Raw genomic sequence first — 21990 nt, forward strand, 5'->3', positions numbered from 1 at the left:
GCAAGAAGCAGACAGCAAGCACAAATAGCGGGCATAAAAAACCGCCGGACGGGGGCACTCCCCCATCCGGCGGTTTTCTATGAAATTTAGATTGAGTTAGGAACTCTTAGTTGAAGACTCAGAAGAGTCAGATCCTTCCGCGGGCTCTGCCTTCTTGGATGCCTTCTCAGTTGCTTTCTCCTCAGCGCCCTCTGCAGACTCATCTGCGGCAGGCTTCGGAGCGAACTCGGCAGGTGCAGGCTCAATACCCGCAGCAGCCTTCGCCGCAGCACGACGACCAGCCACCACAAAACCAGCAGCACCCAGCAGAACCAGCAGCAGAGCAGTCCACACGTGAATACGAACGCCCCAGAGCATCTCCGAGGTATCAATGCGCAAGAACATCTCAATGAAGAGGCGACCCACACCGTAGTAGAACACGTACAGCCACAGGGTCTGACCCAGCTTCAGCACGCCCTTACGGCCCAGCCACAGCAGCAACGCCACACCCAGCAGGTTCCACAGCGACTCGTACAGGAACGTCGGATGGAACAGCGTACCCGCCGGATACTGGGTCGGGAAATTACCGCTCGACGCGCTAATCTCCAAGCCCCACGGCAGAGTCGTCGGCTTGCCGAACAGCTCCTGGTTGAACCAGTTACCCCAGCGGCCAAACGCCTGAGCCAGCAGAATACCCGGCGCTACCGCATCCGCAAAAGCAGGGAAATTCATGCCATAGCGGCGGCAACCATACCAGGCGCCCAACGCACCGACCGACACGGCACCCATAATGCCGATGCCGCCCTCCCAAATCTTCAGGAAAGCCCACGGATCAGCAACATTCGGACCGAAATAGCTACCCGGGTCAGTAATCAGCACATGGTAGGCGCGGGCACCAATAATACCCGCCGGAATAGCCCACATCGCCACGTCAAAAACGCGCTCAGGGGTACCACCCGCCGCCTTCCAACGGCGAGAACCCAGCCACAAGCACACCGCCATACCCGCAAGAATACACAGGGCATAGAAATGCACACGGAACGGGCCCAACTGCAGGTACGAAACGCTCGGAGAGGGAATCGAAGCCAGCACGTTAGCTACCGGCACGCTCGCCAGCGACAGCACATCAGACATTAGCCTTCACGCCCCGCCAGCTCACGGGTCAGCTTAGCCACCGCCTCAACACCGCCAGAAGCCAAAGCCTTCACTAGCGCAGTACCGACAATCACGCCGTCCGCATACTCGCCAATCTCCTCAACGTGGGCACGAGTCGAAACGCCCAGACCCACGCACGCACGAGGCGCACCGGCAGCCTTAATGTCCGCAACCAGGGTGCGCGCCGCCTCCGACACGGAGGTGCGGGCACCGGTCACGCCCATCACCGACACGGCGTACACGAAGCCGCTCGACGCCTTCGCAATAGTCGCCAAACGCTCCGGCGAAGAAGACAGAGCAGCCAAGAAAATACGATCCAGACCGTACTCGTCAGAAGCCTCAAACCACGCCGACGCCTCATCAGGCACCAGGTCCGGGGTAATCATGCCCGCGCCACCGGCAGCCGCCAAATCACGCGCAAAATTCTTCACACCGTACGCCAGAACCGGGTTCCAGTACGTCATCACAACAACCACCGCGTCGGTCGCCTCGGTAATGCGGCGGACCGCTTCAAACAGCTGAGGAAGCTTGAAACCGTTCTCCAGAGCCACGCCGGTAGCCTTCTGAATCACCGGACCATCCATGACCGGATCAGAATAAGGCACGCCCAGCTCAATAATGTCCGCGCCGTTATTGCCCAGAGCAATCGCCGCGTCAATCGACTCGTCCAGGGTCGGGAAGCCCACCGGCAGGTAGCCGATCAGCGCCGCGCGGCCCTGCTTCTCGCACTCAGCCAGACGAGCCGCCAGAGGCGACTGCGCGTTCGGAGCGGGGAAAGAACCATCCAGCACCGTAAAAGGTGCCGACTGAGAAATAGCGTCCTGGTAGCTCATTACTTAGCCTCACTTTCAGCCTGTGCGTTTTCTGCAGCAGCGGATGCGGCAGCTTCCTTATTACCGGTCATCAGGGTCGAGGACGGAATCGCCTTACCCAGACCGAACCACTTCAGAGCGGTCTCCATGTCCTTATCGCCACGGCCGGACAGGCAGACAATCATCGTCTTCTCGCGTGCCGCCTCCGGATCCTCAGCAGCCCAACGCTGGCACACACGCAACGCACCCGCCAGAGCGTGCGAGGACTCAATCGCCGGAATAATACCCTCGGTGCGGCAGAGCAGACGCAGAGCGTCCATCGCCTCGGTGTCAGTCACCGGCTCGTAGGTCACGCGACCAATATCTGACAGGTAGGAATGCTCCGGACCCACACCCGGGTAATCCAGACCAGCAGAAATCGAGTGGGACTCAATGGTCTGGCCGTCCTCATCCTGCATCAGGTAGGTCATCGCGCCGTGCAGCATGCCCGGGCGGCCCAGAGTAATGGTCGCCGCGTGACGGCCGGTCTCCACGCCGTCGCCGCCAGCCTCAAAACCGTAAATCTCAACCGACGAATCGTCCAAGAACGCATGGAACAGACCAATCGCGTTCGAACCGCCACCCACGCAGGCAGCAATACCATCGGGCAGGCGGCCGGTCTCAGCAAGAATCTGCTCGCGCGCCTCCTCACCGATAGCATCGTGGAAGAAACGCACCATCGCCGGGAACGGGTGCGCACCCGCAGCGGTACCCAGCAGGTAGTGGGTGTTCTCAACGTTCGAAACCCAGTCGCGCAGCGCCTCATTAATGGCGTCCTTGAGGGTGCGGGAACCGTTCTGAACCGCAATCACCTTCGCACCCAGCAGCTGCATACGAGCCACGTTCAGCGACTGACGCTCAGTGTCTTCCTCGCCCATGTAGACCACGCACTCCATACCGAAGAGCGCAGCCGCGGTAGCAGTCGCAACACCGTGCTGACCCGCACCGGTCTCAGCAATCAGACGGGTCTTACCCATACGCTTAGCCAGCAGAGCCTGACCAATCACGTTATTAATCTTGTGGCTACCCGTGTGGTTCAGGTCCTCACGCTTGAGGAACACACGCGCACCAGCATGCTCAGAGAACTTCGGAACCTCAGTCAGTAGCGACGGACGGTTCGAATACTCAGCAGAAAGACGCTGGAACTCAGCAATGAACTCGGGGTCGTTCTTCGCCTCGTTAAAGGTTGCCTCCAGCTCATCCATGGCGGCAATCAGCGACTCGGGCATCCACCGCCCGCCGTACTCACCAAAATAGGGGCCGGGGGCATTCTTCAACGACTCGCCGTTGAGGAAAGCATCTGCCAGGTTCTCGCTCATCACTATTCCTTCCCTGGATGGTTGCCGCCGGATGCACGCCGTGGGTAGGGCGGGGCATCAGGCCTGATCACAGCGAAACACCACGCCAACCGCGAATAGGTGGGCGGTGTTCGCACATATCCCCCTATAGTACCCGGGCGCAGGCGGTGACCTGTACCCCGGAGTGCACATGACCATTCCTAGGACATGTGACGTTCGCCGGGGTGGGTGCGCCCGCGGGTATGGACGGCTCGCATGGGAAGGTTTAAACGCTGGGAAGGCGCGGCGGGCTACAGCAGCTCGCGCAGCTCCTCCATCTGCTGAGAAAGCACCGTCGACACGCCACCGCGCATCGACACCCCGTACAGGGTCTCCGCAATCTGCATCGTGCGCTTCTGATGCGTCACCACAATCAGCTGCGAACGCTCCCCCAGCTCACCAATCACCTGCAGCAGGCGCGAGAGGTTGCGGTCATCCAGCGCCGCCTCAACCTCATCGAGGGCGTAGAACGGCGACGGGCGAGACATATAAATCGCAATCAACAGCGCCAGCGAAGCAAGCGAACGCTCACCGCCAGACAGCAGCGACAGGCGCTTAACCTTCTTACCCGCCGGGCGTGCGTGAATCTCCACACCCGAATTCAGTGGATCGGAGGGGTCGTCCAGCTCCAGGTGGCCCTCGCCTCCCGGGAACAGGGTCTCAAAGATGCGGCGGTAGTGGGTGTTAATGTCCTCCATCGCGGCGGTGAACACCTCCGCAATGTGGCTGCTGACCTCGTCCATGACCGTGTTCAGGTCGCGGCGGGTCGCCTTCAAATCCTCAATCTGCTGGTTCAGGTAGGCGTGGCGTTCGGACAGCGCCTCGTACTCCTCCAGCGCCAGGGGGTTAATGGCGCCCAGTGCTTCCAGTTCGGCGCGGGTTGCCTTGAGGCGAGCGCGCACGCTCTCGGTGGAAGCTTCGGTAGTCTCTGATGCCGTTTCGGTAGCGTCGTTTTCGGAAGCCTCCTCAGCGGGCACATCAACCGGCAGCTGCTCGGAGTACTCCTCCTCCAGCTGCTCCAGGGTCAAACCGGTCATCAGGCGGGCACGCTCAGCCAGCGCCTGCACGCGCTCCTGCACACGTGCCGCCTCCGTCTGGGTGCGCGCCAGCAGGGTCAGCGCCGCCGCGTGCGCTGCCTGCAAATCCTGCGCCTCCTCGTTCGTGCCGGTCAGACCCTCCTGGGCGTTCTTCAGGGCGCCGCTCAGCTCGTGCAGCTGCTGCTCACGCTCGCTCACCTGCTCGGCAAGTACCTCACCCAGACGCTGGGCGCGGCGCTCAATTGTCGCCGCGGGAGCCTGCTCCCCCGTGCCCGCCAGGTAGGAATCCTCGCGGGTGCGCGCCAACTCGTAGGCGGTACGCGCCTGTGCCACGGATTCCTCCGCGGCGGTGAGGCGCTCATTCAGGCGGGCGCGCTCATTCTGAATATTCTGCGCGGATGCTTCCAGGGACTCCGCCTGGGCGCGGGCGCGGGCGTGCTCGGCGCTCGCCACGCCCGCCGCCTTCGCTGCCTCGCGTTCTGCTTCGACCGCCGATTCTGCCGCGGTCTGAGCCTGCTGAACGGCCTGTTCGGCTTCGTCCAGTTCGGCGCGGGTGCGGGTCACGACCTGGGAGGCGGCGCGGTATGCGGCGGCAAGTTCCAGGGGGCTGGCACCCTCAGCCGGGTAGAGCAGGCTGTAGCGGGTGTGCTCGGTGCCTGCGGGGTCAAAAATACGCCACATAGTGCGCTGACCTGCGAGGGTATTCTCTGCGAGCAGGTGCAGAGCTTGCTCTGCGGAGGCGGCATCCGGCGCGAACAGCACACCCGCCAGGCGCTCACCCAGCGCCGCGGTGACGCGTGCCAGGGCGTGCTCGTCGATGCCGGCGAGCGCGGCGGCGTCCTCGTTGAGCGGTTCAATCATCTCGGTTGCGGGGCGGATACCCAGCTCGCGCAGCTCGGTGGCGCAGGATTCGGGCAGGGTGGTTTCGGTCAGTTCTGTTGAAAGTTCCTTCGCGGCAGATTCGCTGCTTTCGTCCCCCTTATCACCGCGCAGCTGCGACACCTCGGCGCCCTCAACCGGCACGCTCAACGCCGCGGTCGCCAGCGAGGTCAGCGCCGCAGAAGCCGCACGCGCATACTCGGGGTCAATCTGCACGGCATCCAGCACGCGCAGCAGGCTCGCGCCCTCGCTCGAAGGATCCATGAGCTCGCCGGTCTCAGGGTCGAACACCGCCTCCGCAGATTCAGTGCCGGGCTCGGCGGGTGCTTCGCCCAGGCTCTGGCCCAGCGCCTCACGCAGAGTTGCGGCACGCTCGGCCGCCGCCGCGTAGGCGCGGGTCGCCTCCACCGCAGCGGCGCGGGCGGCATCCAGCTGGGCCTGCGCGCGGGCACGAGACTGCGCCGCTTCACCCGAGGCGCGCTCAGTCTGCGCAACCTCGGACGCCGCCTTCTCAACGTTCTTTAGCGCCGCATCGTAGCGTTCCTCAAAGCTGGCGTAGCTTTCCACCGCGCGTTCTGCCTCTTCGCGGCGCTCCTCCAGCAGTTCCAGGGCGCGTTCATAACCGGCGCGGGCGGCGGCGGTCGCCTCGGTCAGCTCCACGCGGTAGGTGCGCACGCGCTCGGCGGCGATGGACTGCACGGTGCGCACGCGCGCGGCGGACTCGCGCAGGGTCGATACGGCCTTCTGGCAGGCGGTGACCTCGGCGTTCAGGCGGTTCTGCTCCTGCTGATGCTTCGCTGACGCTGCACGCGCCGCCTCCAGCTGTTCTTTCAGGGTGTCGGCGCGGCGGGTACCTTCCGCCTCGGAGGCGAGCGCCTGCGCCTGCTCAGCCTGCAGAACACCCAGCTGACGAGCCAAAAGTACCGCCTCCAGCTGGCGGATGCGCGCCTGCAGCTGGCGTGCAGTCGCGGCGGATTCTGCCTGCTCGCTCAGCGGCTGCAGCTGCGAATCCAGCTCGGCAACCAGGTCGCTCAGGCGGGTAACGTTCGATGCCACAGACTCCAGCTTGCGGCTGGTCTTCTCCTGGCGGCGGCGGTACTTGACCACGCCCGCCGCCTGCTCAATCATGTCGCGGCGCTGCTGCGCGGTGGCGTGCAGGACCGCATCCAGCTGCCCCTGGCCGACAAGCACGTGCATCTGCTGACCCAGACCCGCCTCCGAGAGCAGGTCCTGAATGTCGGCAAGGCGCGCCGGGGAGCCGTTAATCTCGTACTCGCTACCGCCGGAGCGGAACATGGTGCGCGAAATCTGCACCCGATCAGCGGGAATGCTGAGGGTGCCGTCAGAATTATCGAAAGTCAGGGTGACTTTGGCGCGACCCAGGGGTGCACGCTGGGCGCCGTCGCCCGAACCAGCCTCGCCGGAGCCCGCGAAGATAACGTCCTTCATGCTGCCGCCGCGCAGGCTCTTAGCGCCCTGCTCACCCATGACCCAGGCGAGCGCATCCAGCACATTGGACTTGCCGGAGCCGTTGGGTCCAACCACCGCGTTAATGCCGGGGGTGAACTCAAAAGTGGTGGCAGAGGCGAAAGACTTGAACCCGCGCAGGGTCAGCGACATCAGGTGCACAAGGGGCCTTTCTGCAGAAGAACTGGTGTGTGCCGGGCACGTTCTGTGGTGCGTGGCGGCATCCCTCTAGTGTACGCGGTGCGGCGGGCGGGCGGCATGAACGTGCACGGGGTGAAGGGGGTTCAAAGTTCCTCATTGTGCATCATCTTACGCGCGGGGTGAACGGGCGCGTTCATATTGGGTCTACGGATACGGGTTCGCCCGGTCGGTGCGGTAGATTGGAATGAGCATCACGAATTCTGCGGGGCCGCTGTGCGCATCCCCGCCGTCTTTGTATCCCACTGACTTCTATTTACAAGGGCCACACCATTGATGAATGCATCCGCCGATAAGGTCGGCACAAACTCTGACATTCGCCACGCTAACGCAGCTCTGCTGTCTATTACCCATGAGCTGCCTCCGGAGGTCGTCACGAGCGACTACTTCGATGAGCAGCTGGCCCAAACCTACAAGCGTCTGCGCATGCCGAAGGGCCTGCTGGAGCGTCTTGCCGGTATTAGCACTCGCCGCGGTTGGGCTGAGGGCCAGACCTTCGAGGACGGCGTTGTTGCCGCAGCCGAGAAGGCTATCGAGCAGGCGGGTATTGACCGCTCCCAGATTGGCCTGCTGATTAACGCTTCGGTGACTCGCGATAACTTTGAGCCCGCCGTTTCGGTGGGTGTGCACGACCGTCTGGAGCTGCCGCGTCACGCCCTGAACTTCGATATTACGAACGCCTGCCTGGGCTTTGTGAACGCGATGACTGTCGCCTCCACCATGATTGATGCGGGCGCTATCGACTACGCTCTGATTGTCGCTGGCGAGGACCCCTCCCCGTGGCACCGTACCGCGGTGCGCATCCTGAACAACCCCGATTCGACCCGCGAGGATGTGCTGGCTCAGTTTGCGACCCTGACCCTCGGTTCGGGCGCGGCGGCGGCTGTGATTGGCCGTGCTGACCGCCACCCGGAGGGTCACCGCATCGTCGGTTCGGTGTCCCGCGCGGGCACTGAGCACCGTAACCTGTGCATTGGTGGCGAGGCGGATCAGGGCATGAACACTGACGCCGAGGGCCTGCTCAAGCACGGCCTGGAGCTGGTGGCGCAGGCGTGGGAGCAGGCGCATCAGGACGGCTGGGAGTGGAACGATATGACCTCCTACGTGACCCATCAGATTTCTAACGCCCACACGAACGCCATTATTGAGGCGGTCGGTATTGAGCGTGAGCGCATCCCCTTGACCTTCCCGAAGTGGGGCAATGTGGCTGCGGCGGCTCTGCCGATGACTCTCGCCGAGTGCGCGCCGACCTACACGGAGGGCGACCGTATTCTGTGCATGGGTGTGGGTTCCGGCCTGAACACTGCCCTGCTTGAAATTCAGTGGTAACCCGTTAGCTTTTGCGGTAGACATTCACCGATTCGATCCGGAAGGATTCCCCCAGCATGCGCCATTTGAACTTCCCTAAGGCTCAGCCCCCGTATAACCCGGAGGAATGGGCGGGCGTGAACCCGCGCTACTCCCACCTTCTGGAGGTGCCCACCTCCGCCCCCATTGAGCAGCGGGCGCAGCAGGCTGGCGCGCGCCGCTGGCACTACCTGGATAACCTTCCGGTGCTGGTCGAGCAGGGTTTGGAGCCGATTGGCACGATCCTGTGCGTGCACGGTAACCCGACCTGGTCGTACCTGTGGCGTACCGTGCTGGATGCGGGCGTGAATGAGCGCGCCCCGTGGCGTGTGGTTGCGGTTGATCAGATTGATATGGGTTATTCGGAGCGCACCCACCTGGATTTGGAGGGTGAGCGCCGCTCCCTGACCGACCGTATCGCTGACCTGGGTGATTTCACGAAGGCGCTCGGCCTGGATGAGACCGATAAGCCGGTCGTGACCCTCGCCCATGACTGGGGTGGCTTGGTGTCCTTTGGTTGGGCGCTGGAGCATCGCGAGATTCTTTCGGGCGTGATGCTGACGAACACCGCGGTCTACCATGACGGCATTGAGAATATCCCTGCCGCCCTGCGCCTGGCGTTGGGAGTGCACGAGTGGGGTACTCACGATTCGACCGCATTTATTGATGTGACCTTGGGTTTGGCTCAGAATGAGGGCCGCCTGCCCGCGCCGGGTTCTGCCGGTGCCGGGGCGCTTGATGGTGCCCTGCCGCAGCCGGTAGGTCAGCAGCCCAAGCGCCTGTACCCGAGCCCTCTGAACGAGGCGATTTACCGCACCTACCGCGCGCCGTACGCTCATTCGGCGTGGCGTGAGGGTGTGCGTAATTTTGTGGGCGATATTCCGACCGGCACCGACATTCCTTCCTATACGCCGATGCAGCGTATTGCCGAGCAGATCCGTGACCTGGACGTGCCCGCGTTCTTCCAGTGGGGCACGAAGGACCCGGTGTTCCAGCGCCGATACCTGTTCGACCTGATGGAGCGCATGCCGCAGGCGAAGGTGCACCGCTACGAGAAGGCCTCGCACCTGGTCATTGAGGATTACGATATTGCCTCCCCCATGATTTCGTGGCTTGCGCAGACTTTCGGCACAAGGGAGGATGGCGCTCTGGTGCCCCCGCACAACGTTGAGGCGGAGCATCGTGCCGCCCGCGCGCGCCGCCACGGTCTTGCTGCCGGCGAGGGCGCTACCACTGAGGGTGCTGAAGGCGCTGAGGGCGCTGTTCCCGCGGCGTTCCGCCCCATGCTCGCTGCCCTGACTGAACGCGCCAACGACGCCTCCACCGCCGTGGTGGATATGGACCCCAAGGGCGACGGCACCTCCGTTTCTGTGACCCTGACCTGGGCTGAGCTGAACCAGCAGGTCAACGCCGCCGCGACCCGCCTGCATGCTCTGGGTGTGCGTCCGGGCGACCGCGTGAACCTGATGGTGCCTCCGGGTGCCCGCCTGACCACCCTGATTTACGCCTGCATGAAGCTGGGCGCTGTTATTGTGGTGGCTGATACCGGTCTGGGTATTCCGGGTCTGACTCGCGCGTTGAAGGGCGCTAACCCGAGCTTCCTGGTGGGTATTCCCGCCGCGCTCAGTGCCGCCCGTACCCTGCTGTGGCCGGGTGTGCGTATTTCTGTGGAGCCGCTGGGTTCGGTGCAGGAGAAGCTGTTGGGCGTTGCCGGTTCGGTGTTTACCGCGCCCGCCGCTGACAGTACTCCGGGTGCGCCGGTGCCCACCCCGACCGTGGTGGAGTTCCCCTCCCCCGTGCCGGATGCTGATGCGGCGGTGCTGTACACCTCCGGTTCGACCGGCCCGGCTAAGGGTGTGGTGTACACGCAGCGTCAGCTGGCGGGTATGCGCGATGCCATTGCGAATACGTACGGTTTTGCGCCCGGTAGCGGTCTGGTGGCTGGCTTCGCGCCGTTTGCACTGTTGGGCCCGGCACTGGGTGCTACCAGCGTGACCCCGACGATGGATGTGACCCGTCCGAAGACCCTGACGGCTTCGGCATTGGCGTCGGCTGCGGCGGCTATTGATGCGTCGGTCGTGTTTGCTTCCCCCGCCGCCCTGGTGAATGTGGTGGCGACCGCCGACGAGCTGAACGCTGAGCAGCGTGCGGCGTTGGCTAAGGTTCAGACGGTTCTGAGTGCTGGCGCGCCGATTCCCGTGCCGCTGCTGGAGGCGCTCTCCGCCCTGGTGCCGAACGCCTCCCTGCACACCCCGTACGGCATGACCGAGGGTCTGCCGGTGACCGATGTGTCTTTCGAGATGATTCGCCAGGCGATTGCTGAGGGCACCCCGAATGCTGCCGGTGAGGTGCTTGACCCGTTCGCCCGTGACGGCGTGTGCGTTGGTTTCGCGGTGTACGGTGCGGCGGTGGCTATTGCGCCTCTGCTGCAGGACGGTTCGGTGGCGGATGAGCTGACCCATGAGCCGGGTGTGACCGGTGAGATTCTGGTCTCGGCACCGCATGTGAAGGACCGCTACGACACCCTGTGGGTGACTGAGGAGCAGTCCATTAGCACTCCGGGTTGGCATCACACCGGTGACGTCGGCCACTTGGACGCTTCGGGTCGCCTGTGGGTTGAGGGGCGCCTCGCGCACGTGCTGCTGACTTCGCAGGGTGTGCTGACCCCGGTTGCGGCTGAGCAGTCCGCCGAGTCCCTGCCCGAGGTGCGCCGCGCCGCCCTGGTGGCAGTGGGCCCTGCCGGTACTGCCGCCCCGGTGCTGGTCATTGAGGCGTCCGCAAATACTGCCGCTTTGGAGGCGCGCCAGTCGGCATCCTCGTTCAAGCGTGCCCTGCTCGATCGCGTGCCCGGCGCTCGCCGCTTCCCCATTGCGGAGGGTGTGGCACCCTTCGAGCTGTCGCAGCTGGTGCGTCAGAAGGTTGCCGAGGATACCGGCGTGGAGCTTGCCGCAGTGCTGGTGGTGCACGAGCATCCGACCGATATTCGCCATAATTCGAAGATTGACCGCCCCGCCCTGGGTGAGTGGGCGTCAAAGGTCCTTGCGGGGGCGTAAGCGCCTGCCGGGTCCCTATGTCTAAGGAGTATGATGTCCCCTCATTCTTCGCGTGAGTCCTCTTCCCACGAGTCCGCACCCCGCTTGTCTGCGCCCCGCCTATCTGGACACCGCCTGTCGACTGCGAATGCGGTGACCTCCCCGACGGCGCGGTTCCGCAAGCCGGCGCAGCCGCTGGCGGCACGCTACACCGACCCCGCCCCTCGTTCGTTGCGCCCGGTTGAGGAGCCCGACTTCGCGCCGCGTATTGGCGAGCGCATCCTCTTTACCGGTGCGAGCGGTCTGCTGGGTCGTGAGAGCGTTCTGGCGTTGTTGCGTGCCGGCTATGATGTGCGCGTTTTTCAGCGTGGTGATTCGGGTATTGCGGCGCTTCTGCCCGATTCGATTCGCCCCCGTTTTGAGCAGGTGCGCGGCGATATTACGAACGCGCAGGCTGTGGATCTGGCGATGACCGGCGTGAACGGCGTGGTGCATGCCGCGGCGAAGGTTTCGGTTAGCGGCGAGTGGGCTGATTATGAGCGCATCAATATTAAGGGCACCCGCACCCTGTTGCAGGCGGCGCTGAACCATTCGGTGGGTTCTTTCCTGTACATTTCCTCGCCGTCGGTGGCTCATGCCGGTGCGGCGATTGTGGGTGATGGTGCCGGCGTGGCGTCCCCGGAGCATGCGCGCGGTAACTATGCGCGTTCGAAGGCTGCCGCTGAGCTGCTGGCGCTGGAGGCGAACGGCACTCGCCTGCCCGGTGGCGGGGTTTTGTGTGTGGGTGCGTTGCGTCCTCACCTGATGTGGGGCCCGGGCGATACCCAGCTGGTCGAGCGCATTCTGGAGCGTTCCGCCGCGGGCCGCCTGCCGCTGCTCTCCGGCGGTACGGGCCTGATTGACACGCTCTACATTGATAACGCCGCGGACGCCGTGGTGCGCGGCTATCAGCGCCTCGACGCTTTTGCGGGCAAGGCGCTGGTGGTCACGAACGGTCAGCCGCGCACTATCGCCGAGCTGCTCGGTGGTTTCTGTGAAGCGGTGGGCGTTCCCGCCCCGCGCTTCTCGGTTCCGGCGAAGGTTGCGGCTCTGGCTGGTAAGGTCATTGAGCGCGTGTGGGAGCATCTGCCGAAGAACGTGACCGCCGGCGATGAGCCGCCGATGACGGAGTTCCTCGCCGAGCAGCTGTCGACCGCGCACTGGTTTGATCAGCGCCGCACCCGTGAGCTTCTGCAGTGGGAGCCCGCCGTATCGATTGAGGAAGGCTACGAGCGTCTGGGCTTGTTCTACGGGGACAGGTACAAGCGATAGGTACAGCCGCCAGTTGCTTCTTATCGGGGTGGCTTTCGGGTTGACTCCCCCCACCCCCGGTTTATACAACTGAGGTTTAAACGAATGACGGCGTAGCTACATCCCCCGTACGGGAGGAACGTAGCTACGCCGTCATTTTTGCGCCGGAGCGTCTATCTAGCGTGATGCTTTATGGAGCTTTTACCTAGCCCGCGCTTTTACCTAGCGGGAGCGCGGCGCCCGCTGGCAGTGCGGGCAACGGTAGGATGAGCGGTTCTGAAACGGCTCGCGCACCATCAGGGAGGTGCGGCCCGCCTCCGCACAACGGTGGCAGGGCTCCCCGGCACGACCGTAGGCGTTCAGCGAGCGCTCAAAGTAGCCAGACTCGCCCAGCACGTTCACGTACAGGGCATCGAAGCTCGTGCCGCCAGCCGCCAGGGACTCGCGCAGCACCTGCGTGACCGCCTCCAGCAGTTCACGGGTTTGGGCGGCGCTGAGGGTGCGTGCGGGCTTCGCGTAGTGCAGCCGCGCACGCCACAGCGCCTCGTCGGCGTAGATATTGCCCACGCCGGAGATCACCGACTGGTCCAGTAGCACCTTCTTAATGCCGCTGGAGGTGCGCAGGAACTTGCGGCGCACCGCCGCGGGGTCGAAGAATTCGTCCAGCGGGTCGCGGGCAATGTGCTTGACCGCCTCGGGTACCAGAAAGCGCTCGGGTACTTCGCCCAGCGATGCTTCACCCGCCGCCGCGGGTACGTCCGGTACAAGCGGGCTGAGGAACATGCCGCCGAAAATGCGCTGATCCACGAAGAGCAACCGCTGACCTGCACCCACCGCGCCGCTGGTAGCTCCTGATGGTCCCAGTTCCAGCGCCACGCGTAGGTGCCGTGGCTCCGCATCAAACGCCGCGCGAGCCTCCGCCTCGCTGGCCGAATCGCTCTCCGAAGCTTCACCCGGCTCATCGCGCACGAGCAGCTGACCGCTCATGCCCAGATGCACCACGAGTGCCTCATCGGCAAGCGTGCCGTCCGGCTCGCTTAGGGTCAGCCACAGATACTTGCCGCGACGGTAGGCACCGCGCAGCACCCTGCCGGTGAGTGCCGCCTCGAAGTGGGCGGGACCGGGCAGGTGCCTGCGTAGCGAACGGGCATCGACCACGCGCACCGACCGCACGGGGCGGCTCAGCGAATGGTCGGCAATACCCGCACGGACGGTTTCTACTTCGGGCAGTTCGGGCATGGGTTCTCTCCCTTCAACGGCCCGCGGGTAATGCGGCGGGCCTAAACCAGAACGCGGTACGCCTGCTCAGCGGCAAGGCGCTCCGCCTCCTTCTTGCTCGGACCCACACCGGTACCTGCCTGCTGGTTTGCCACAATAGCGACCGCAGTGTACACGCGCGCGTGATCGGGGCCCTCGCCGGTGACCTCGTAGCGCACATCTCCCCAGCCGCGGGCGGTGGCGAGGTTCAGCAGCTCGGTCTTCCAATCGCGTCCAGAGTTCAGGACCTTCTCATCGTCAAGCAGCGGGGCAATCAGGCGCAGCACCAGGTCACGAGCCGCCTCGCGACCGCACTCCAAGTAGGTCAGGCCAAAAATCGCTTCCATGGTGTCAGCAAGGATTGAGTCCTTATCGGCGCCGCCGGTGTGAATCTCGCCCTTACCGAGCAGGATGTACCTGCCCAGATCCAGGTCGCGTGCCACCTTCGCCAACGCCACCGTAGACACCACCACGTGGTGCAGCTTCACGAGCTCACCCTCGGGCAGCTCGGGGTAGCGTCGGTACACTTCTTCAGCGATCGCCAGGGAAAGCACCGAATCGCCCAGGAACTCCAGGCGCTCGTTATGCTCCACTCCGGGGTTCTCGAAGGCGTAGGAGCGGTGGGTTAGGGATAGCAAAAACGTCTCGGCGTCGATATCGACTCCGAGACGTTTACGCAACTCCCTAGTATCAACACTAGGAAATTCAGTCATAAGGATTCACCGCTTCTTAGGCGTCTGCAACCTTACGGCCCTTGTACTCCAGGAACAGGGCGTTGCCTGCAGCATCGGTTACAACCTTTGCCTGGTGGGGCAGGCTGTAGGTCACGCGACCGTTTTCAACGGTCTTAACCAGCTGGGGCACGGATGCCTTCCACTGGGAACGGCGTGCGCGGGTGTTAGCGCGGGACATCTTGCGCTTGGGAACAGCCACAGCTATCTCACAATCTCTAGTAACAACAATTTAGTTTTCGGTATCTGCACCGAGCAGGCCCTGTAGGGCCGACCAGCGCGGATCCAACACCTCGTGATGATGCCCGGGGTCATCCTCCAGGCGCGCACCGCAATCGGCGCACAGACCCTGGCAGGTGTCCCTACAAACAGGCTGGAACGGCAGTTGAAGGATTACTGCGTCCCGCAGAGCCGGTTCAAGGTCGATGGAATCATCCTCAACGGCGTACTGCTCATCTACTTCATCTTCGGGGCCGCCAGCCGGGGCCTTCTCAAAGACGAAAAGCTCTTGAATATTGGCCGACATCTCGTAATCAATCGGATCCAAGCAGAGGCTACACTCGCCGTGTACATCCACAACGACGGAGCCGGTAACTAGGATACCATCAACAACAGACTCCATACGAATATCGAGGTCAATATCCGAACCCTCTTCCACGCCGATGAGCGTGTTACCCAGGTCTGCCGGTGCGGGCAGAACCTCAGTGAGAGTTTCCATGGTGCCGGGGCGGTGAATCAGGTTAGTAACCGATACCACCAGCGGCGATGCGTCTGCACGTGAAATGGCGTTTCTCCTTACGAAATGTATAAACCAAAGTCCCATTTTAGGGGTCATTCGCACCGTTAATCAAGATTAAGCGCCTTTTAAATCTCTTTAAGTGGCGCTCACCTCTTAAATATCCCCTTAAGGAGGCGCCGCGCGGCATTTAATTGGTCGGTCGGGGCTACTGCTGGGGGACTTAAATGCCCGGTCGGCGGTGCGAGTTATTCTGCCGGAGCCCTGCCGGTGGTCATGTCGGGCGTGTCGGATGGGTGCGCGCCCGGTGGCGTGCGCCCGGGTTGATGAGGCATTTTTCTAGGCGTTTTTCAGCGCGCGGGCGACCGCCTCCGGCACGAAGGGGGTCACGTCACCGCCCAGCGAAGCCACCTCGCGAATAATGGTCGAGGACACCGCCCCGTAGCGGTCCTCACCCGCCAAGAACACCGTCTCAACCTGCGCCAGGTGACGGTTCATGCTCGCCATCGGAGCCTCATAGCTGTAGTCCGTCGCCGAACGTAGACCCTTCACCAGCACCTTCGCGCCACGCTCCGCCGCATACTCGGCAAGCAGCACGCCCGGCGGAATCGGCTCCACGCTCACGCCCTCAATGCCGAGCTCCTGCAGGGACTCACGCACCAGCTGCACGCGCTCCTCCAGGGAGAAACGGTACTTCTTGGAGCTATTGTGCGCCACACCCACGATCACCTCGTCAAAGAGCTGAGCGGCGCGGGCAATGATTTCCAGGTGGCCGTGGTGCACGGGGTCAAAAGATCCAGGGCAGAGGGCAATCATGGCGGTCCCTTCACAAATAAATATCAGACGTTGGAATGAGTAGATGCGGGCGAATTTAGGATGCGGATTAGTGGCATGCGGGCGAGCGCAGGCTGAAGCGGAAAGATTGGGCAGTGAGATCAGCAGGTAATCTCAGACGGCAATTTTAGGCGGCGAGCTCTTCAGCGTCCTCGCCAGACTCGTCGCCCGCCTGCTCCTCCACCTCGTCAGGCTCCACATAGTAGAGAACCGTCTCGCCGTGCTGACGGGTCGAAAAACAGTACAGGCCCTCGCCCCACACCGGCTCCGCATCGCGCGAAGAACGCTCCACCACGACCACGGCACCCTCGGCGAGCTTGGGGGTGAGCGCCTCCAGCAGCTCGCTGACCTGCTCGTTCGGCATGGCGTAGGGCGGGTCAACAAACACCAGGTCCCACGGACCGGAGGCGGACTTCACGTAGGTCAGCGCCTGAGACTGCTGCACGCGCGCCGCAGAGCCGGTGCCGGTGCGACCCATTGCTTTCTCCACCGCGGCAACGTTCTTGCGAATCACCGCAACAGCCTTCGGGTACGTGTCCAGTAGCGTCACGGAGGCGGCACCGCGCGAGAGCGCCTCGCAGCCCAGCGCGCCCGAGCCGCCAAAGGCGTCCAGCACGCGGGCGCCACGAATAATGTCGTAGCTCTCCAGCTTCGAGAAGAGGGATTCCTTCACCCGGTCGGTGGTGGGGCGAGTATTATCCCCCGGAACCGAGGCAAGGCGAACGCCTCCGGCGGCACCGGAAATAATACGGCTCATAGGTCTCTCCTCTTAACTAGTGTGGTGTGTTGACGTCACGGTTTCAGCGAGTGGTGGGCAACGCAGGTTGGTGGGCGGGGCTGGTAGGGCGTTCTGCCCCGTTAGGCGCTTATCCCCTGCCGAGGAACGCCTCACGGTCAGCGTCCAGGGCACGGTCAATCGTACGCGCCAAAGACGGATGCTTAGCCAGCGTCGGGTCCTTCTCCACCACCGAGCGGGCATCCTCGCGGGCACGCTCAATAATGTCGGCATCGGCGAGCGCCCGCAAGAACCGCAGGGTGCTCTTCGAGCCCGATTGTGCAGCACCCAGAATATCACCCTCACGGCGCTGAGCCAGGTCGATGCGGGAAAGCTCAAAGCCGTCCGTGGTGGAGGCAACCGCATCCAGGCGCTCGCGGGACACGCCGCCCTCCTCCTGGCGGGTAACCAGCAGGCAGGTGCCCGCGTAGCCGCCGCGGCCCACACGACCGCGCAGCTGGTGCAGGCCCGAGATGCCGAAGCGGTCGGCATCCATGATGATCATGAGCGTGGCGTTCGGGACGTTCACGCCCACCTCAATGACGGTGGTGCTGATGAGCAGGTCAATTTCTCCGCGCTCGAAAGCGGTCATGACGGCGGTCTTCTCAGCCGGGTCCATGCGGCCGTGCAGGGTGCCGATACGCACGCCGACGAGGGCGTCCTCGGCACTCAGGTAGGAGTACATTGAGGCGACCGAGGTCAGCTGAACCTTGCCGTCGCTACTGGCGCTACCGCCCTGGCCGAAATAGCCCTGGGCTGAGTTGCCCGCGCCGGTTCCAGCACCGTTCAGGCTGGATGCGCCAAAGAACGCGGTGCCCTCCTCCAGGCTGTCGCCGTCCTCCCCGATTTTGGGTACGACAACATACACCTGGTGGCCCGCGTCGATTTCTTCGCGAGCGCGCCTCCACAGGCGGGACGCCCAGGCGGGCTTCTCGGCGAGGGGCACCACGTGGGTCGAGATTTTCTGTCGACCGGCGGGCAGGGTGTCGAGCACGGACACATCCAGGTCACCGAACACGGTCATGGCGACGGTACGCGGAATGGGCGTTGCGGTCATGACCAGGCGGTGCGGCAGGGCACCGTCGGTGCCGCGCAGGCCATCACGCTGCTCCACGCCGAAACGGTGCTGCTCGTCCACGACGACCAGACCCAAATCGTGGAAGCTCACCTCGTCGGAAAGCAGGGCGTGGGTGCCAATCACAATCTGGGCGGTGCCGTCGGCGAGTTCCTGCAGTACCTTGCGCTTGGCGCGGGTGCCCATGGAGGCGGTCAGCAGGCGCGCGCGCACACGGCCGGATTCTTCCCCGCCGTCAATCGAGCCGTCAGCATCAGCAGGACCGTCAGCGTCAGAGCCTTCGGGCGCCGCCATATCCCCCAGAATGTCCAGCACCGAACGCAAATGCTGCTCGGCAAGCACCTCGGTCGGGGCGAGCATCGCGGACTGGCCGCCCGCATCGGCAACCTGCAGCATGGCGCGCAGAGCCACCACGGTCTTACCGGAACCCACATCACCTTGCAGCAGGCGGTTCATGGGCGATTCGCTCGACAAATCCGCGGCAATCTCAGCGCCCACCTTCTGCTGCCCCTCAGTCAGCTCGTAGGGCAGAACCTCAAGCAGCTGATCGGCGAGTCCACCCTCCACGGCGGGGCGCGGCTGGGTCAGGTGCGCGGCACGCACTGAATGCAGGCGGGCGAGCGCGCTCTGCAGCACGAACGCCTCGCGGTAACGCATCTGCGCCTGCGCGGCACGCCAAGTGTCCTCCGAGTCGGGGGTGTGCAGGGCGCGGTACGTCCACTCCAGGGACGGCACCTTGCGGGCGCGACGAATCGTGTAGGGTACCGGGTCTTCAAATTCTTTGAGCGGCACCTTTTCGAGTAGCTGCGCCATGTAGCCGCTAATGCGGTCGGTGGGCAGCTTCACGGGGGCGCGGTAGACGGGCACGGGGGCGGTGGCGGCGTCGGTGACGTCCGCGCCGGAGGCGTCCTTCGAGAGCAGGGCGTAGTGCGGGTTGGTGAGCGTGTACTCGCCGCGGTAGATGCCGACCCTGCCGGAGAACATCATGGTTTCACCCTCGCGGATTTCCCGGGCGGCGGTCCAAGCGTTGAAGAAGGAAAGCTTCATCTGCGAGCCAATGAGCACGCCCGCGCCGGGGTTCGTCATACTGGGCGCGGGCACGCCAAAGAGGCCTCCCTGCGCGAAACTATCCTGCGCAAAACTGTCCTGCGCGAACGAATCTTGGCCGTAGCTATCTGCGTAGCCGCTGTAGGAGGCGGGTTGCGCTCCCCTGCCCTGTGCCGGGTTCTGGGCAGCTGGGTTCTGCGTGGAGTTAGCGAGCGCATTAATGCGCGGGTTGTGCATCCCGGTCGCCTGCCAGCTCTGCGCGGGCACGCCGGATACTCTGGATACGCTGGATGCGCCGGGGCGGTTAGCGCGCCCGGGCACCACGGATACAGGACCGCCAGCCCCAAAACCGGCAGCCCCAAAACCTGCGGGTGCGTCCTGCCCGGTGGCGTCGGAGAGCCGGTCGGTGATGGTCACTTCCGTGATTTTGCCGCGGCGCGCCGCCATGGTTCGAGTGCTCACGTGCACCACGCGGGCGATGATGGTGACGTCCTGGCCTTCAACGAGTTCGGCGAAGGAGCTGAGCTCGCCGCGCGGCAGGTATTTGCGCGGGAAGTATTCGAGCATCTCCCCGACGGTGTGCAGGTCCAGGTGCGTGGCGATTGCCTTGGCGCTGGGTGCGGGAAGGTACTTTTTGAGCGGCGCGTTTTCGATGCGGTCTTCGGAGGCGTAGCGCGCCAGGGCACGGCTCTTAGCCTCCGCGGCGGCTGATGCGGGCTTCTCAGCCGCAACCTTCGCAGCGGTTGTTTTCTTCGCAGGAGCAGTCTTCTTCGGCGCAGTTTTCGGCTTTGCAGGGGTTTTCGGCGCTGCGGTTTTCGATACCGAGGCTTTGGAAGCGGGAGCTTTCTCTGCGGGCGCAGTCTTCTTCGCTACAGCCTTTTTGGGCGCAGGCTTTTCAGCTTCCGCCTCGGGCGCGCTCTTCTTCGGCGCAGGCTTCTGCTCGCCCTTTTCGCTTGCCTTCGTTACCTTTTGCGGGCGCGCCGAAATATCCCGCGCGGCAGTTTCGCTCTCCTGCGGGATCGGTTCGTTCTGAGTTAGTTCCTTCTGAGCCAGCTTCTTCTGAGCCGGCTTCTTCCGGGCGGGTGCTTTCCGTGCAGGTTCCCCCGGCTGATGTACTTCCGGCTGTTTTAAATCCGGTTGCGTTGCCTGCCGTGCCGCCAACGCAATATCGACCAGCTCGTAGAGAGCGTCGTCGGTCATGGTGTGCGCGGCGGGACCCAGCGAATGTTTGAGCGTCTTGAGCGCCTTACGGTAGGGTGCGCTGGCGCGCTGTGCCGCGCGTTCGCTCAGCTCGGCGCGGCTCGCCTTGCCCCGGGCGTAGGCGGCAAGATCGCGCACGGTCAGCTCGGCGGTGGTGCGGAGCTGTTCATCGCTCAGTAGCGGCGCATCCTTTTTCCGTTGCCGAGCTCGGGTCGCGGAATCAGCACGGGTCGCAGAACCGGCACGGGCAGGCTCCACAACCGTTGAATCTACGGACTCAGAATCTACGGGCTCACTCTGCGCTGCCTCAGCTTTCGCGGGCTTATTTGTCGGCTTAGTTTTGACCGGAGCAGGCTCAGGAAGACCCAAGTCCAGGGCTTCCTGCTGCGGGTTCACGGAACGTCGGGCGGGGCTCATGCTCCGCCCTCCGCACCGCACGCGTGGTCGGCGTGACGACCATCCACCAGGGAGGAAATACGCTCATCCGACCACTGACCGTAGCCCATAATCAGCTCGCGGGCGGGGTCGATGTCGGGCACGTGCACGTGCAGTGCCCAGAGCCCCGCCGCCATGTCCAGGGGCGTAATGAGCAGGCTGTCACCTATGGCTTCAAGCTCCGGGCGTAGCTGCGCCAGGGCGAGGGGCTCGCAGGTCAGCGTACCCATGAGCTCCCAGCCGCTCTGCTCCGCGTGTTCTGCGTGCTCGGCAGGTTCAGCGCCCGCCTGTTCAGAACCCACTCGTGCCGCAGAACCGGCTACAGAAGTCACATCGGCAGAGGGGGCACGCAGCATGGACTCCACCTGCGCCTCGTTCAGGGTCGCACCTTCCCAACGCGGGTTGGAGTGCACCACGGCAAGGTAGAAGCCGAGCGCGCCGGCATCCACGAAACCGGCAAGCTCGGGCGAGGGCGGGAACTGCGCGGTGCGTTCCAGCGCGGCACGCATCAGCGCACGTCGACGCTCTTTCAGCACCTCATCGGCAACTTCTGCGTCCTGCGATGCATCATAGTGTGCGTCCAGGCGGGCGAGCTCCACCATAACCGACAGCATCGTGGAGGGCACCATCTGCTCCCCCACGCTGGCGCGAATACGCTCAGCCGCGAACGCCATCGCGCGCGCCTCAGCGTGGGCGTACTCCAGCTTCACTTCGCGGTGCTTCGGCAGGGAACCGCCAGCCAGCACACGTTCGTAGTCTGCTTCCATAGCGCGCACGAGCGGCAGCTCATCGCCTGCGTCGCCGAGCTCCTGGGCGAGGTTTCCGGGCAGGAACCAGTAGCTACGCACCGCCTCCAGCGCCCAAGCGCAGAGCAGAGTACCGGAGTTGCCGCGCGCCACGCGGGATGCGCGCATAATCGCGTGCTCATAGATGCCGCCCAGCTGAATCCACAGGTGGGCGAGGGTTTCCTCTTCGGAGGCGCCCGCCGCCTCGGGCACGCACGCGCCCTCCCCGCCAGGATTTTTGCCGGCGGGAAGAACCTCGCTGGGCAGAACCTTACGGGGCAGATCCTCACTGGGCAGAACCTGTTCCATGCCCCGCTCAAACTCTTCGGTCAGGGTCAGCAGGGTGTGGGCGATATTGGAGCCGGTGTCCTTATCGGGCACGGGGAACCCGTTGAGTTCGTTGAGCGCCTCGCGGTAGCGTTCGATGGTGGTACGGGCGGCGGTGGACCACGCTACGCCGAAGCGGTAGGCGCGCACGCAGGCGCGGCGGTAAATTTCGCGTTCTTCGGTGCGCTGGTTCTGTTCTGCGTTCACGCTACCCTC

Annotated in this window: 15 protein-coding genes; 3 read left to right on the forward strand and 12 right to left on the reverse strand. The window is 64.0% G+C overall.

The genetic code is table 11. The annotated features are described in order from the left end of the window. Positions 1-96 precede the first annotated feature (96 nt). The 4 genes from lgt to HMPREF2842_RS02810 form a co-directional block, all read right to left on the reverse strand. Positions 97-1113, reverse strand: coding sequence for a prolipoprotein diacylglyceryl transferase (gene lgt / locus HMPREF2842_RS02795; RefSeq protein ID WP_049352449.1), 1017 nt, complete (start codon positions 1111-1113; stop codon positions 97-99). Then, a complete protein-coding gene (gene trpA / locus HMPREF2842_RS02800; protein ID WP_005505666.1) occupies positions 1113-1967 on the reverse strand; it encodes a tryptophan synthase subunit alpha in 855 nt (284 codons plus the stop codon). Before trpA ends, lgt begins: the two co-directional genes overlap by 1 nt. Beyond that, positions 1967-3304, reverse strand: coding sequence for a tryptophan synthase subunit beta (gene trpB, locus HMPREF2842_RS02805; protein ID WP_049349065.1), 1338 nt, complete (start codon positions 3302-3304; stop codon positions 1967-1969). Before trpB ends, trpA begins: the two co-directional genes overlap by 1 nt. Positions 3305-3573: 269 nt before the next feature. Then, positions 3574-6858, reverse strand: coding sequence for a chromosome segregation SMC family protein (locus HMPREF2842_RS02810; RefSeq protein ID WP_083309208.1), 3285 nt, complete (start codon positions 6856-6858; stop codon positions 3574-3576). A gap of 321 nt (positions 6859-7179) precedes the next feature. On the opposite strand from HMPREF2842_RS02810, the gene HMPREF2842_RS02815 reads away from it, so the two are divergent. The 3 genes from HMPREF2842_RS02815 to HMPREF2842_RS02825 are packed head-to-tail and all read left to right on the forward strand — an operon-like array spanning position 7180 to position 12593. Then, positions 7180-8232 carry a 3-oxoacyl-ACP synthase III gene (locus HMPREF2842_RS02815; protein ID WP_005505662.1) on the forward strand — a complete coding sequence of 351 codons (1053 nt, stop codon included), beginning with the start codon at positions 7180-7182 and terminating at the stop codon, positions 8230-8232. A 56-nt stretch (positions 8233-8288) separates the two neighbouring features. Next, on the forward strand, positions 8289-11303 hold the full coding sequence (locus tag HMPREF2842_RS02820) for an alpha/beta fold hydrolase (protein ID WP_070642623.1): 3015 nt from the start codon (positions 8289-8291) through the stop codon (positions 11301-11303). Positions 11304-11336: 33 nt separating this feature from the next. Continuing rightward, a complete protein-coding gene (locus HMPREF2842_RS02825) occupies positions 11337-12593 on the forward strand; it encodes an NAD-dependent epimerase/dehydratase family protein (RefSeq protein ID WP_070642626.1) in 1257 nt (418 codons plus the stop codon). 201 nt (positions 12594-12794) lie between these two features. Here HMPREF2842_RS02825 and mutM read toward each other — a convergent pair whose 3' ends face one another. The 8 genes from mutM to HMPREF2842_RS02865 form a co-directional block, all read right to left on the reverse strand. Then, positions 12795-13811: a bifunctional DNA-formamidopyrimidine glycosylase/DNA-(apurinic or apyrimidinic site) lyase gene (gene mutM / locus HMPREF2842_RS02830; RefSeq protein WP_070642628.1), complete on the reverse strand. Its 1017-nt coding sequence runs from the start codon at positions 13809-13811 to the stop codon at positions 12795-12797. A 41-nt stretch (positions 13812-13852) separates the two neighbouring features. Then, positions 13853-14542: a ribonuclease III gene (gene rnc, locus HMPREF2842_RS02835; RefSeq protein ID WP_049354558.1), complete on the reverse strand. Its 690-nt coding sequence runs from the start codon at positions 14540-14542 to the stop codon at positions 13853-13855. Positions 14543-14558: 16 nt separating this feature from the next. Beyond that, the gene (gene rpmF / locus HMPREF2842_RS02840; protein ID WP_005505656.1) at positions 14559-14762 is read right to left on the reverse strand and encodes a 50S ribosomal protein L32; all 204 of its coding nucleotides are present in this window, start codon (positions 14760-14762) and stop codon (positions 14559-14561) included. A 30-nt stretch (positions 14763-14792) separates the two neighbouring features. Continuing rightward, positions 14793-15401, reverse strand: coding sequence for a YceD family protein (locus tag HMPREF2842_RS02845; protein WP_012903341.1), 609 nt, complete (start codon positions 15399-15401; stop codon positions 14793-14795). 234 nt (positions 15402-15635) lie between these two features. Then, the gene (gene coaD, locus HMPREF2842_RS02850) at positions 15636-16112 is read right to left on the reverse strand and encodes a pantetheine-phosphate adenylyltransferase (RefSeq protein ID WP_060824643.1); all 477 of its coding nucleotides are present in this window, start codon (positions 16110-16112) and stop codon (positions 15636-15638) included. Positions 16113-16257: 145 nt separating this feature from the next. Continuing rightward, positions 16258-16887, reverse strand: coding sequence for a 16S rRNA (guanine(966)-N(2))-methyltransferase RsmD (gene rsmD / locus HMPREF2842_RS02855; protein WP_070642630.1), 630 nt, complete (start codon positions 16885-16887; stop codon positions 16258-16260). A 109-nt stretch (positions 16888-16996) separates the two neighbouring features. Continuing rightward, positions 16997-20644 (reverse strand): ATP-dependent DNA helicase RecG, encoded by a 3648-nt coding sequence (locus HMPREF2842_RS02860; RefSeq protein ID WP_083309200.1) that lies wholly within the window; start codon positions 20642-20644, stop codon positions 16997-16999. Next, positions 20641-21981, reverse strand: a complete 1341-nt coding sequence (locus HMPREF2842_RS02865; RefSeq protein WP_070642632.1) for a DAK2 domain-containing protein — start codon at positions 21979-21981, stop codon at positions 20641-20643. The genes HMPREF2842_RS02860 and HMPREF2842_RS02865 overlap by 4 nt, the downstream gene beginning before the upstream one ends. Between the last annotated feature and the right edge of the window lie 9 nt (positions 21982-21990).

Source organism: Rothia sp. HMSC069C10 (genome assembly GCF_001812205.1).
In the GTDB taxonomy this organism is placed as follows: Bacteria; Actinomycetota; Actinomycetes; order Actinomycetales; family Micrococcaceae; genus Rothia; species Rothia mucilaginosa.